Annotated in this window: 16 protein-coding genes; 3 read left to right on the top strand and 13 right to left on the bottom strand. The window is 38.0% G+C overall.

What is annotated here, in order from left to right:
* The 8 genes from HU830_RS06180 to HU830_RS06150 form a co-directional block, all read right to left on the bottom strand.
* Positions 1 to 1,236, bottom strand: a complete 1,236-nt coding sequence (locus HU830_RS06180) for an MFS transporter (protein WP_176942906.1) — start codon at positions 1,234 to 1,236, stop codon at positions 1 to 3.
* Positions 1,236 to 1,685 (bottom strand): flavodoxin, encoded by a 450-nt coding sequence (locus HU830_RS06175; RefSeq protein ID WP_324196337.1) that lies wholly within the window; start codon positions 1,683 to 1,685, stop codon positions 1,236 to 1,238. The genes HU830_RS06180 and HU830_RS06175 overlap by 1 nt, the downstream gene beginning before the upstream one ends.
* A gap of 1 nt (position 1,686) precedes the next feature.
* Positions 1,687 to 2,964 (bottom strand): ATP-grasp domain-containing protein, encoded by a 1,278-nt coding sequence (locus tag HU830_RS06170; RefSeq protein ID WP_176942905.1) that lies wholly within the window; start codon positions 2,962 to 2,964, stop codon positions 1,687 to 1,689.
* The gene (locus HU830_RS06165) at positions 2,961 to 4,643 is read right to left on the bottom strand and encodes a hypothetical protein (RefSeq protein WP_176942904.1); all 1,683 of its coding nucleotides are present in this window, start codon (positions 4,641 to 4,643) and stop codon (positions 2,961 to 2,963) included. Before HU830_RS06165 ends, HU830_RS06170 begins: the two co-directional genes overlap by 4 nt.
* 818 nt (positions 4,644 to 5,461) lie before the next feature.
* Positions 5,462 to 6,496, bottom strand: a complete 1,035-nt coding sequence (locus HU830_RS06160) for a branched-chain amino acid aminotransferase (RefSeq protein WP_176942903.1) — start codon at positions 6,494 to 6,496, stop codon at positions 5,462 to 5,464.
* 374 nt (positions 6,497 to 6,870) lie between these two features.
* The gene (locus HU830_RS06155) at positions 6,871 to 7,122 is read right to left on the bottom strand and encodes a DUF3021 domain-containing protein (protein WP_324196336.1); all 252 of its coding nucleotides are present in this window, start codon (positions 7,120 to 7,122) and stop codon (positions 6,871 to 6,873) included.
* A 61-nt stretch (positions 7,123 to 7,183) separates the two neighbouring features.
* Entirely contained in the window at positions 7,184 to 7,315 is a 132-nt protein-coding gene (locus tag HU830_RS09040) for a hypothetical protein (protein ID WP_267463551.1), read from the bottom strand.
* Positions 7,312 to 7,734: a LytTR family DNA-binding domain-containing protein gene (locus HU830_RS06150; protein ID WP_176942901.1), complete on the bottom strand. Its 423-nt coding sequence runs from the start codon at positions 7,732 to 7,734 to the stop codon at positions 7,312 to 7,314. Before HU830_RS06150 ends, HU830_RS09040 begins: the two co-directional genes overlap by 4 nt.
* Before the next feature lie 192 nt (positions 7,735 to 7,926).
* Between HU830_RS06150 and HU830_RS06145 the strand changes: the two genes are divergently transcribed.
* The gene (locus HU830_RS06145; protein ID WP_176942900.1) at positions 7,927 to 8,823 is read left to right on the top strand and encodes an EamA family transporter; all 897 of its coding nucleotides are present in this window, start codon (positions 7,927 to 7,929) and stop codon (positions 8,821 to 8,823) included.
* Between the two features lie 221 nt (positions 8,824 to 9,044).
* Here the strand turns inward: HU830_RS06145 and HU830_RS06140 are convergent, their stop codons facing one another.
* The 4 genes from HU830_RS06140 to HU830_RS06125 form a co-directional block, all read right to left on the bottom strand.
* Positions 9,045 to 11,027, bottom strand: coding sequence for a DUF262 domain-containing protein (locus HU830_RS06140; RefSeq protein WP_176942899.1), 1,983 nt, complete (start codon positions 11,025 to 11,027; stop codon positions 9,045 to 9,047).
* A gap of 107 nt (positions 11,028 to 11,134) precedes the next feature.
* Positions 11,135 to 11,413, bottom strand: coding sequence for a hypothetical protein (locus HU830_RS06135; RefSeq protein ID WP_176942898.1), 279 nt, complete (start codon positions 11,411 to 11,413; stop codon positions 11,135 to 11,137).
* Positions 11,392 to 11,658, bottom strand: coding sequence for a hypothetical protein (locus HU830_RS06130; RefSeq protein ID WP_176942897.1), 267 nt, complete (start codon positions 11,656 to 11,658; stop codon positions 11,392 to 11,394). The genes HU830_RS06135 and HU830_RS06130 overlap by 22 nt, the downstream gene beginning before the upstream one ends.
* Positions 11,659 to 11,698: 40 nt before the next feature.
* Positions 11,699 to 11,911 carry a hypothetical protein gene (locus HU830_RS06125; protein ID WP_176942896.1) on the bottom strand — a complete coding sequence of 71 codons (213 nt, stop codon included), beginning with the start codon at positions 11,909 to 11,911 and terminating at the stop codon, positions 11,699 to 11,701.
* 18 nt (positions 11,912 to 11,929) lie between these two features.
* Here HU830_RS06125 and HU830_RS06120 point away from each other — a divergent pair, with 18 nt between their 5' ends.
* Both HU830_RS06120 and HU830_RS08915 read left to right on the top strand, forming a co-directional pair.
* Positions 11,930 to 12,481, top strand: a complete 552-nt coding sequence (locus HU830_RS06120; protein ID WP_176942895.1) for a TetR/AcrR family transcriptional regulator — start codon at positions 11,930 to 11,932, stop codon at positions 12,479 to 12,481.
* A gap of 35 nt (positions 12,482 to 12,516) precedes the next feature.
* Entirely contained in the window at positions 12,517 to 12,834 is a 318-nt protein-coding gene (locus HU830_RS08915; RefSeq protein WP_324196339.1) for a YbhB/YbcL family Raf kinase inhibitor-like protein, read from the top strand.
* A gap of 160 nt (positions 12,835 to 12,994) precedes the next feature.
* On the opposite strand, the gene HU830_RS06110 is transcribed toward HU830_RS08915, so the two are convergent.
* Entirely contained in the window at positions 12,995 to 13,780 is a 786-nt protein-coding gene (locus HU830_RS06110) for a glucose-1-dehydrogenase (RefSeq protein ID WP_176942894.1), read from the bottom strand.
* Positions 13,781 to 13,853: the final 73 nt, after the last annotated feature.

Genomic DNA, 13,853 nt, shown 5'->3' with positions numbered 1-13,853 from the left:
TTACTCCTCTTTAAGCCTAATCCGTTTGAATTTAGGTAAACGGGCAATGATTACTAGTACAATAGCAACCAAGATAAGTATGAGGCCCAAACTCAAGAGCCCGGTTAATACTGAACGATCAATTAATTTCGAAAATAATGGAATCAGCGCAATCATTGATAATGAAACTAGTAAATCACGAAAGCCGGAAATTTTACCATGAATTGCCACGTTCAAATTTAATTGTAAACTCGTCTGAAATAGAGTAATTGATGTTCCATTAAATAACCCGATTACCCACATTACTACTAATGTTAGACCAACATTGTTTGCTTGTGATAAAACAGTAAAACCAAGTCCTTGGATAAAAAGTCCTATCCAAATCAAAGCCTTAAAACTCAAGTGTTGACTTAATCGATTAACCAACACAAAAGATAATACTGATCCCACCGCAAAACAGCCATCCATTATGCTCATCCAAGCGACGTTATGGAGGATTTTTACACTATATTTAATTTCCATTAGATTAACTACATTAACAGCTAGGTAATCAAAAATAGTAAAAATCAAGATAATGAGAATGGGCCATTGTCGCCATAAAGTTTCCAAAAATATTTTCCAATCAGTAATCAAGTTACTTGTTTTCGATTTTGGAATGATTTTTTCTTCATTAAGACTAATAATCTCAATCTGTGATGTACAAACTGCTGAAACAATAAAACTCAAAATATTTAATAAGAGCGCTCCAAAATACCACTTGTAATAAATAAATGGTGTAGCAATAGCAACTCCAATCAGCTGCCCCCCCTGATTTAAAGAACTTCGAACCGCGTTCAGAGATCCTAAGGCTAATCTTCCCCGTTTTATTTCAGAAACATTTTTGAAATTTGCGGCTCTAAAAAATGGCGCAGCTAAATTAATAAAGATCATAGCTAACAGTAGCGAAAGCAAGCGATATTCTGAATTAATTAATAATAAACTAGTCAGGACCGCAACGGCCTGGATTAAATCAGCAAAAATTGCGATATATTTAGAATTAAATTTATCAGCAATATGACCAGCAACTAAATTAAGAGTCCCAGCAATTACATTTTGGATGATAATTAACAGGCCAATCATAGATACCGAATTTGTTTGATCATAAATAATCTTACTGGTAATTAATGTAAAAACACCATTACCAATATTATTGATAAATGTACCCGATAAATAATAAAAAACACTTCGATTTAAATACTTAAAAATTGCTTCACGCATTAGACATTTTCCTTAACTGTTCTAACTAAATCTTTTGAAAATTCTCGTAGTTTATCCTGATCATCATCCTCAGGAAATAATTCAACCTTCACACTTTGGGCCCCTTTTGTGGCGCCTGTTTTTAATAGCCTTTTTTCAAAATTATCGACTGCTACACAAAAATCTTCATAAAAAGTGTCACCCGAACCACAAACCCCAAAAACTCTTCCCGGTAATTGAATACCCTCCAAATCTTCATATAGATCAAGTGCTGGTTCAGGAACCTCCCCATCATCATAAGTATAGGTGACAACAATAAGACAATCATTATCCTTAATATCAGTAACATCTGTAAAAGATAATTCTTGTGTCGTCACTTTAAGATCATCATTCTGGAGATTTTTTTGTAAGATACTTACTATTTCTTCATCATTGCCCGTCATGCTGGCATACGCAATCAATACTTTCACACTATTCCTCCACAATTTTTATTTCGAATTTATTTTCAATTCTTTCCAGAGCTGAGTCTAATTCGCCTAGGGATTTTCCCGTAACAATCATGGTTGCTGTATATAATGATGAATAATCTAGTGGCGGTAAAATAACCCTATCGCCCACCTCTTTCAGAGGCATAAAATTAATTACATTGGGATCTTCAAATATCCTTTGTAATCCACCAATTTTAACCACTCTGCCTTCTTTATTTGCCATAAAATCCTGATGGACCACCAGAGATTTTGGTGTTTTTGACCAATTCTCAAAGGCAATTTCAGCATCAATTGCCATACCTAAGGCATTTTTTATATTTTGTTCCACAAAAGAAATTCCAGAAGCGATTTTTACCAAATGGCTGGTTATGAACTCTCCCCCTGGTCGAGCAGCTATCTCAATTACTTTTAAACTGCCAGCATTAACTTTGCACTCCGCGTGAAAAGAACAACTAGTGATTCCCATACTCTTAATCGCCCGTTTGATATCTTGACGATAACCCTGTAAATTTACTGCTTCTTTTTGAGATGGTTCATACTCTAAGTATTCTGTTGAATATTTATCCGTCACAAATTTATCGGTCATTCCCGCAATAATAATTTCACCTGTTTTTGATGAAACGAAACCTTCGATCGATATTTCAGCGCCCGTCAAAAGTTCTTCATAAATATATTGATTAGGAAAATATTGATAAACTTTATCGGTCTGAACATTAGTCTCTTGTTTTAAGCGCTCCACCGCCTGCGGAATTTCAGATTTATTATTTAATTTAATAATCGATTTACTCCCCGATGCCCCTACCGGCTTTAAGACAGCTGGAAAGCCAATTTTCCTTACGGATTCATCTAAATCCTGAATACTTTTTACGGACTCATACTTAGGGCATAAATCGGGGTTGGTCTTAGAAATCGCCTCCCGCATCAACAACTTATTTCGAGCAATTTTACTTGCTTCAATTGTTGGTGCTGGAATGTGTAGTTTATCCGCAATTAGCGATACTAATTCAACGTCCTTATCTGCCCAAGTTAGCACACCATTAATTTCTTTTTTTTGAGCATACGCGACTACTTTCTTTAAAGCATTTTCCATATCATAAGTATCAGTCACTATATAATTTTCCGGGTCAATATAGCCATCGTCGATGTTAGGTACTTGATCCGTTAAAAGAACGACTTCAATACCTAATTTTTTAGCAGCATACAAGGGCTCCATCCGTTCCACTAGATGCGATCTTAAATTTACAAATAAAATTCTACTCATTTATTTAATCTTCCCTTCAGGTTATCAAACTGATCCGAATATAATTCTTTAGACATCTGCTCTAAAGAAAAGTCGTCGATTTTCATTTCTTCAACCAAATTCACTAAACTTTGGCAAAGGATTTGTAAATAATGAAGATATAAGAAAGATACCCTCAGATTGGACAATGAGAATTCTTCATCACCCTGTCTCATCAAACGGACATCCATTAGTGCCTGATACTCTTTATTATGAATTCGAATGGATCTTGGAATACGAATTGTATTATTAATTGACATTTTTACATGCCCTGCATGATGATATTTATCCAAATTGGCAATATCCGCCATGACCGCTGAAAAATAAAAGTCACGTTTATCCATCTTCAAATTTTCATTTAAAAAGTTAGCCGGCATATAATGCCAACTGTTGTAGAGCATCCTTGTGGTGACAGCCATGTTGATATTCGCAACCAACAGCTTAGGTAATTTAGCCAACATATTTTTTCCTGGAACAACGTAACAAAAATAATTTTTAGGATTTAAATCAATAATTTTTTGATATTCTTTAGCCTTATCCAAAGACAACAATTGACCAATATTACTAAAGAAGCGGGAAAAAGCCATATCAGAATGGGCCGCATCGGTTAACAAAAAAAGTTCTCCTTCTAACAACTTCAAAAAAGCAGCCCGTAAGTTTTGGATATTTTCTGCTAAATATTCTCTTATTCCCCGTATATAGGATTCATCATCATTGAATTTAATATTAAATCTTTGGCATAACATTTCTTGGAGCTTAGTTACTTCAATATTTGAGTCAGCTAACTTCAAAGCATCCAGATATGCTTCGCGCTTCTGTAAACTAATCCCGTTTATATCTCGATAAATAATCTTATTCTTCGATAGTATCTTAAATTCCCGATTTAAAACTTCAGTTTTTTCAAGCAAGGATAATGACGAAAAATCAGCGTCCATTTCAGCGACACCCATTTTTAAATATGTCTTATGCTTTTCAATTAAATATTTTTCTAGTTTCGTAATTGTGATTTGCTGACCATTAAATTCTTCCGCCCTGGTCTGCAACCCCGAAGAAAGAAGATAGTCAAGGAAACAGATAAAAATAATATCCTCTTTTGACCATTGCTCAAGCGCATGTGTTTTTAAAAAAGGAAATAGGAATTTATCTTGATCTCTTCGTCTTTTAGTAAAGAGGTTACTAAGGTAATCAAAATTTGAATACACCTTTTCATCTACGTAATAAATTATTGGTGCCATATGACTTAAATAAAATTCAATGTTATCAATGACGCTATTTAAATTGGTTTTAGCTTTTAAAAGATGCAGGGCCAATTTTCCTTCATCATCAATTCGCCGTGTAGAATCCTGGCAAATTTTTGTCCAATATTTTTTACTAAACTTGAATTTAGCAGCTAACTGATCATTTTTATCTAAAACAGCTTCGCCATCGCGCACCTCTATCTTATTATTGTGATGAAATATAAAAAGACTGATATCGTTCATTCCTGTTTTATTTTCAGACAATAGTTTGTAAATAGCCTTTTCTTTAAATCCCAAAGTCTTTAAGGCGTCTTCTTTCTTTAGTATTCCATCAAGTGTCAATAATCGGGAAAAAACAGCAAATGGATTCTCCTCCTGCTGCACGGCACTAATTACAGAAGCTACTAATGATTTATAATCCATCGTTATTTAATTCTCCCCTTAATTAAATTAATCAGATAATTTACATATAGTTTATATTGTATAAACTTATTTACACTTTATTTTCCAAACTAATTTAAAGTCCAAAATTTTCATATTCCGATCAACTATCAAAGATGGCTGATAAAATACTTTCCATTATTCAAGCTCAAGATACTCTGATCAAAGCTGCATTTACGCTCATTTTTCAACTTCTTAAGAATCAATCCTCTGTAATTTAATTAATAGTTTTTATTAAAATAACATTAAACTTATCAAGTTGTTAACCAGCTAACGTCCAAACCAATCATAGCCTCATTATTCACAACTTTACGCCTAATATTACTACTTGAGCTGAAAACTATTGCAGTTTTAAAAATTTAAAGATAGCTAATATTAGCATTAAATTAACGCGCCAATTTTAATGATTAAATAATTAAATTACCGTTTTATAATATATTGCACTTTTTATTTTGTCAACTATTTCGGTATTCAAATATAATAAAATCAATTAATAATATTAGATATATATTTATATAATATCCAATAATTTATTTAAATTAGGCAAATCAGTATCAAGAAAGGCCACCATTTTTTTATTAAGATTTATAGCTAACCACAGCCGCTAAAGTCAAGAATCCCAACGATACAGTCAGCAACAGCTTTTTCAAGAAAGACTTTTGACTAAAAAATTTTAACAGTCAAAAATTATCTCAACTTTTCTGCTACGTTTATCGAGCAGCCCCACTTACTTTATTCCTCCCAAAATAAAAATGAGCCTTGCATTTTTTGCAAGACTCACTTTTTCAATTCAATTAATTTTAAACTTCAACTGGAACAACCCAACCTTCAGGACCCGGACGGTCACCGAATTGAATTCCGGTTAAGATATCATATAACTTCCGAGTTACTGGACCAACCTCGGTCTCACTGTAGAAGACATGCATTTTGCCTTCATGCTCTAGACCACCAATTGGCGAGATAACAGCTGCTGTTCCACAAGCTCCTGCTTCTTTGAAGCGATCAAGGTCGTTGATATAAACATCACCTTGCTCGGTCTTCATGCCTAACTCATGCTCGGCGAGATAAAGCAGTGAGTACTTAGTGATACTTGGCAGGATAGAAGGTGACTTAGGAGTGACAAAGACATCATCTTGAGTAATCCCAAAGAAGTTAGCAGATCCCACTTCTTCAATCTTCTCATGATGGACTGGATCCAGATAAACACAGTCGGAAAATCCATGAGCATGGGCTTCTTCTCCTGGCATTAAGCTAGCAGCGTAGTTTCCACCGACCTTGCTTTGACCAGTTCCCTTATGGGCAGCCCGATCATATTCAGAAGTTGTAAAGTTCGTTGGGGTTAAGCCACCCTTGAAGTAGTTTCCTACTGGCATTGCAAAAATCCGAAAAATATATTCATCAGCTGGATGAACGCCGATGACTCCACCAACACCCATCATGATTGGGCGGACATATAAAGTTGCTCCATTACCGTAAGGAGGTACAAAACCAGCATTGGCTTTAACCACTTGCTTCACCGCATCTACAAACATTTCCGTCGGTACTTCTGGCATCAATAGCCGTTGACAACTCTTTTGCATTCGAACGGCATTGCGATCCGGCCGGAAAAGTTGAATTTGACCATTCTTCGTCCGGTAAGCTTTCATACCTTCGAAGTCTGATTGACCATAGTGCAAGACAGTGGAACCTTCGCTAATATGTAACGTACTGTCTTCTACCATGCCACTGTCTTGCCACTGACCGTCGCGATAGATGGCCTGATAGCGATACGGCAAATCCATGTAATCAAACCCTAAGTTATTAAAGTCGATTTCTGACGCGGTTACTTTAGTCATAATACCATGCTCCTTTTTAATTTTAAATTAATAAAATGATAGCATTTTATTAGATAATGTCAAGTTTTCCTATTAGTTATTTCATTCCAATATTTACGAGAGAATCCTATTCTAATCAGAATTAGACTTGCAAAAATAAAATTTTAAAATTATTTCCCCTTTCTTTTGTAATTAAAAAATGAAGAGGTTGGGACATAAATATTCTCATGTTTAGCCAATCCGAATAAACGTGTTCCATAAGTCAGACAAGTCCGCTCAAGATATGAACCCCCGCGGGAAAATGGTCACTTTCCTACGGAGGTTCGTTAACTATATGCCTTGTCTATCGGTTTATATCACATTCTCTTCATTTTTACTCCGAGAGTTTCTTGTTCCTATTTGAGCTTTTGGTTAACCTTTTCTACTTGGGACTTTAAAATAGACATCTTCAAAAACCAAACGACCAAATAAACGATGATAAAGGTGATGGTATAAGATATTAACCAATCCCACCGTAAAGGAAACCAACCAGCTAAGATTGCTAGGGGCGTGAAACCAAAGAAGGTCACTAGAAAATGCGTCTCTACTTGCTGTAATAAACTCCAATTATCTATCTTAAAAGCGCTTCGCCCCAAGTAAAAATCCACCCCATTAAGATCCAAAGAACGACCGAAGCAATGATTGCATCTAAAGGTGTGGCAAAATGATTCACGAAGATTGCTGAAGAAGGTCAATATTGTCCCTTCCCCACCAGGTAGGAAATACTAAAGAAATAAAGAAACCAATATTAATGCCAATTGATCCACCTACCATGAATTTCAAAACTGTTTTCGTTTTCATAAGTCTAATCTCTCCTTAATCTCTTGTACTTTTCCCCGGGAAATAGGAACTCGTTGTTGATTTTTTAAAAGCATATCGATCGTGCCGTTGTTATTAACCTCTAGATGATCCATTAACTGAAAATTAAAAGCTAGGTCTCGTCCAGCTACAATAAAATTCTGATTTAATTGCACGGCGACTTGATAAAAGCGCCCTTTAAATTCGGCTAATTGCAGCCAAACATGATCATCTTCTGTATAGACTTGATACAATTCATTCAAATTGATTGGTCTAATTTCCTGTTCTCGATAACCCCAAATATATTGGCTGTTATTTTCGATACTCGTAATTAATTGCTGCAATTCGGTGGTTAAAGTTTGAATATGAAAGCCAGCCCAATCTTCACTTAACTGCGAATCAATTTCTACTTCTACACGCATCTCATCACCTCCATGACCTTATTCTATGATAAAAAAATTTTTAATGAGTTCAAAAACAGTGAACGGTCAAATTCGATCGCTTAGTGATCAGATTTCCCAACTTGTAGGTCAAATACCGCTTGTCTTTTTCCTAGTAATCTAATATTCTTATTTTAATTTGAGGGGAAATCACCATTAGATAGGAGTGACAAAATGCACCCAAAATTACGCGGACTCTGCTTTGTAATCACCGGTGGGATTTTCTGGGGAGCTTCCGGAACGGTTGCCCAATACCTCTTTAGCCGTTATCATTTGGCCCCCCTGTGGCTAGTCGAAATCCGCCTCCTTTGTGCTGGTTTATTATTGCTCTTAACGGCCAGTTGCACTAATCCTCGGCAATTATTCACTATTTGGCGGCAAGCTACTCACCGGCGCCAACTTCTTTACTTTAGCTTTTGTGGCATGCTAACTTCCCAAGCTACTTACTTTTTAGCCATTAACTATGGTAATGCCCCCACGGCCACGGTTCTCCAATTTCTCGGACCTCTTTTTATTATTGCTTGGGTCACTTGGTCCCAACACCTATTACCCCGGCGAATTGATCTTTGGTGTGTCGCTCTCGCCTTAATTGGAACCTTTCTTTTGGTAACTAGTGGGAATTTAAAACAATTATCACTCACTCCGGCAGCCTTGTTTTGGGGATTAGTTGCCGGGATCGGGCAAGCCTGCTATACTTTACTTCCCCGTCAACTATTAAAAGAGTTTCCAGCGAGTATTGTTGTTGGCTGGGCAATGTTACTCGGAAGTCTCCCCTTTAGTTACTTACTTTTCACCCAGCCACTGCCCGCACCAAAACTTCCTCTCTGGGGAGGAATTGGCTTTATTATCGTTTTTGGAACCATGTTTTCTTATTGGCTCTACTTAAAAAGTCTACAAGATTTAAGCCCCGAAACCACGGGCATGTTGAGTTCTTTTGAACCTTTAACGGCGACAATTTTAGCCATTTTCTGTTTACAAACTCCTTTTTCCGGCATCCAACTTTTGGGTGGTGGCTTAATCTTGTCTACGACCTTCTTACAAGCCCTACCGGCTAAGAAGGCCTCAACTTAGATCTAGCAAAAAATCTTGACTAATCGTAGGAAAGAGGCTGGAACATAAGTATTCTCACATTTAGCAAATCTGAGTAAACATCTTCCATAAGCCAGACAAGTCCGCCCAAGACACAAAACCCCGTAGGAAAATGGTTACTTTCCTACGGGGTTTCCTTAGTTGTACTCCTTGTCTACCGGTTTATGTCACACTCTGGTTTACTTATATAAATTTTCTCGAAATTACTCTTTAAAGGCATAGCTAACTTCATCACTAATCCCACAAAGTTCGCTCATCTTACTAAGCAAGGCGACAATTTTATTTGCCGAAAAGTTAGTCTCAATCAACTCGCCGTTAGCCAATTTTTTGGGAGCTCGAAAATCAGTAAAAAGCGCCGTATTTAGAGCTGGATCTTGGCGGATCAACTGGTAGGTCGCACTATCATTTTCCCAAATATAATTTAAAAAGGTCAGTAGCATCTCGGTCCAAGACGTGATCCAATAGTCATTAGCCTGCATCGTTAAGCGGACCGGCTTGAGACCCGTGACACTTAATTCTTCACTGATCAGATGATCCCCACCCCAACTATCATCTTCAACAAACTTACTTAATTGGGGTCGGGGGAAAATCTGACAAAGTTCTTGGGCTAAGGTATCGGTCCGTTCCAAAATCGTCGCTTTATCCCAATGATCATAATTTTGGCCAACAGCTCGGGTCAAAGCAATATTTGATTGGGCATAATAATTTCTTTTTTCACTAAAAAGTTTGTTACTCATTTCTTGGTTATACTTGGTCAAAGTCAAATTTCCCAAGGTATCCCCGTAAATCTGGTTAATAGTTTCCGCTTGAGGTAACTGAATCCGCCAATCAGCAGATAACTGGCGCGGTAAGATATGTTCCACTTGGGCATCTTGAAAGTCAATGGTCTCTTTGGACTGCTCTTCTTCCAATAAAGTTAGGGTCAACTTGGCCCAACTCGTCCGCTTCTTATACAAAGGTAATTTCATCAAAGCATTACGAAATTCTCGATCTTGGGGAAAATCGCTATTTAAAACTTGCCGCTTGAGCTGATTCAATTCTTGGCTAAGATTTACCGGTTGCACCAAAGCTAAAACTAAGCGATTCAAATTATTACTGGGAATTCCACAGATCATTCGGCGGTACAATAAACTTTCCACGATTTGTCCCAATTCACAAACGGTCGTAATCGGCAATTGTTGCTGGTCTAGGAGCCGTAATAATTTCAAGAAATAAGGATAAACTACCTTCTTATCCATGATATTAATATGTTCAATGATGCGGTTCAAATCAGGAAAAGCAGTTTGCGCTTGGAGCAAAGAAGCATAATCTTGGGCAGCAACAAACAATTCTTGTAAGGCTTGCTCAGCAGTAAACTTTTGACTTTGATAATACTTCTTATACAAAGGATAGACTGCTTCCCGCTTAATCAGCTGTTGCGTTTGGACAATCAAATAATGGCGAATAAATTCCGTGAAAACTTGATTGGTAAACAATTGCTCAATTTTTGACCAATACTGCTGGTAAAGTTGCGCCTGCTGCTGCGAGTCTAAATTCATTAAAATAAAATTCCGAATCAAATCGGCTGCTGACAAAGATACTCCGGTTGAATTTAAACTTTCAAAAATCACTTGGGGATTTTCACCCTGACTGCCACTATCCAACTCAATATAAACCAAATTGAAATAATTCAAAGCCGCAAAAAGGTCGGCAACTGAAAGGGGGCTCGCAGCAATCAACTGTTGAAAGAGCTGATAATTGGCAATCACCTTGGAAGCTGCGGTCACCGGCGGTGTGTCGGGATCCATTACGGTCTCAAAAGCCGCGCGATCCTTAGCAACTGGAGCTAATTTCCAACCATTATCCAAGTAGCGATTTCGTAAAAAGCGATCTTCAATTTCGGCGGCTAAATCCTCAGGCGTCTCGGGATTAGTAGCCAAAGCCCGCAAAAGTAACAAACAACTGGTCAAACGCTGCTGACCATCAATAATAACTTCCACATGACTCATATTAGGACCCGATTCAGGAACATAGACCAGTGCTCCTAAAAAATGATCTTGTTGACTTTGAGCTGCCAAGGTTAAATCTTGGAATAACTGTCGACATTGTTCTTGGCCCCATTCATAGTTTCTTTGATAAACGGGAATTTTAAAAATTGTTTTACTCTGAGATAAAAAATCTACTAATTTCGTATTATCAGCTTTCATTCATGTGCTCCATTTTAATCAGTTTAGGCTGAATTTATAGATCTTATTCAATTTTAAACATCCCAAAGAACAAACGCCACTCTTGTTAGCAATTAATCAGCATAATTTTACTTTTGACAATAACGCTTTTTGCTGGGGAACACGAGGCTGAAACAAAGAAATAGTAATAAAAAGGATAACCAAAATTGATAGATTTGCGTATAAGCACGGGGCAGATGACTCAGCGACTTAATTTCTACTCCTTGTAAATTATTAGTCAACATTGAGAGGAAAACTGCTACTCCGAGGACCGAACCGATTTGTCGCAAAACCGCTAGCACACTCTGAGATGCTGTCAATAACTCTCCGGTCAAATTAGAAGCGGCTAAAACATTAACTGACCACAAATAATGCCAAATCCCTGACCACAGACTAAAGTAGCGCGGATAATTCGAAAATTGCTGAGAAGATCCAAGGTTCCTAGTAGATAATAATCTCCCACGAGAAAACTCCCACCGCCCAAAATTAAAAGGCGGGGACCAGGTTGATTAATCAATAAACTACCGAGACCTCCTAAACTAAAGACCGCTAACAACATTGGCAGCAAAACTAAAGCCGCCTGTAATTCAGACTGGGCTAATAGTCGAGTCAAGAAAGTCGGGCATCACTACCACCACCCCAATATAAAAGAATTATCCTAAAAGACCCACTACCGCTGAGCTAACAAAAGCCGGATTTCGAAAAAGTTGAAAATCAATCATCGGTTGCGAACTCTTTTTTTCAACTGTCCCAAAGATAAGCAAAAGTATGCGGCTCTCCCACAAACAACTTTCAGTCTTTAAAGAAGTCCAATGCCAAGCTTGTCCGTTGATCATTCTTAAAGTTAAAAGAAATAAACTGCCCATCGAAAACAAACTTCCCCAGTGGTATCAACTAATGAAATTGCCCGGCGGGCGGGTTTATCGATTGGCACTCTCTACGCCTACTACGACGATAAAAAAGCCATTCTCTTGGCCCTATTGCAACGCTACAATGATTCCTTTGAAATAATTTTCCAAAAATTAAATACTCCTGCTTCCCTTGATTTATTTCAGACCGCCCCGCGAGAATGGCTTTCTGGACTATTAGACTTACTTCTCAAACAGGAAAATCCTCAATTTCATCGGCAAATTGAAAGTTTAGGAAGCATGATCCCTGAAGTTCAACTAACTTTAAAAGTTCAAAAAGAAAAAATGCAAGAACTGACTTACAACTGTCTAACTAACTACTATGGTGATTCTCTGTCAGATAGAGTCCAAATTCGAGCGGGAGTTATTTTGTTATTTGATTTTATCACGGCCCTGGTAGATGAACTTCTTTATGGCCCAAAAGATCCGAAAATTAAAGCAACCATCGCACAACAAGGTTTAGATTTTCTCACTGCAATTATTCAGAATTGGCAAACTCCTTTTCAGCCAAACAAAAAGTCCAGCTAACAATTGCTAGTTGGACTAACATATTTACTTGAAAGATAACTAGTTCGGAATCTTCTGATCAAGGGCCTTTATGTTGGTCAAATACGGCTTGGGGCGGCAACCAAAGCCCCGAGCTCCACCTCCAAAATTTGGCTTCTACCGCGCAAAGTCTTGCGGTAACGATGGTTGACTGGGATATTCCTTTTTACAAACCTTATCCCCACTGGTTAATTTGGAACCTTCCGGTCCAAGATACGATTGCCGCCAATATTCCTCCCCAAGCGACAAAAACTCCTGCTAGCGGAGCTCTTCAAGGAATTGCTTATGGTAAACATCAATATCGGGATCCCAAAATTCCTTTTTATTTTCCTTGAATCCATCATTACCAATTTACAGTTTACGTCTTAGACAAATCTCTCAATTTAACTCCTAGGACCAAGTATCATTCTTTATTAATTGCTCTACAGCCTCACCTATTGCAAAAAGCAGCCATTACAAGCACTTTCCGTTATGCTGATCGAAAGGGTAGATGATTTAACCTTCTCCATTTTTAAATGAAGGGTACAAGGTCATTCCTCCATCAATAAACAAAGTAATTCCCGTGACGTAACTTGATTCTGCAGAAGCTAACCAAGCAGCCCCCGCAGCTACTTCTTCTGGTTTGCCTACCCGCTTCATGGGGATCATCGCCACGGTTTGCTGGTACTGCTTGGGATCGGCCAATTTTTCGGCATTAATCGGCGTAGAAATGGCGCCGGGACCCAAGGCATTGACCCGAATCTGATCAGCAGCATACTCCATCGCAATTGTTTGGGTAAATAATTTAACAGCCCCCTTAGCTGCTGCGTAGCTGGCAAAAGTTGGCCAAGGGATTTGCTCATGAACTGAAGATAAGTTAATAATATTTCCCGCTTGCTGATGGTCTCTAAAATACTGCAAAGCACTCCGCGCGCCCAAGAAGGTCCCTGTCTGATTGACGTCTAAGACTTTTTGCCAATCGGCTAAGGACACTTCATGGGTCGCTTGTTTAATTTCCAGACCAGCATTATTAACCCAAACATCTAAGCCGCCGAAGTGTTCTTGAGTGGCAGTCAAAAGTTTTTGATTTCCGGCTTCGGTACTAATATCCGCTTTCACCGCCACGGCTCGGCCACCAGAAGCCTCGATCTGATCGACTACTTTTTGGGCTGCTTCAGCTTGGCGATGGTAGTTAACGACAACTGCCATCTTTTCTTGACCAAAACGGCGGGCAATCGCACTGCCAATGCCTGTTGCTGCCCCCGTGACCACGGCAATTTTGTCCTGCAAATCTGCATACATTTTCTTAGCCTCTTTTATCTTTTTTCTTCAGAATACTCCCAAGTTAGGGACTAAAGGCAAGTACTTTGCTTAC

Source organism: Bombilactobacillus apium (assembly GCF_013385145.1).
In the GTDB taxonomy this organism is placed as follows: Bacteria; Bacillota; Bacilli; order Lactobacillales; family Lactobacillaceae; genus Bombilactobacillus; species Bombilactobacillus apium.
This window is presented reverse-complemented; position numbering and strand designations above follow the sequence as displayed.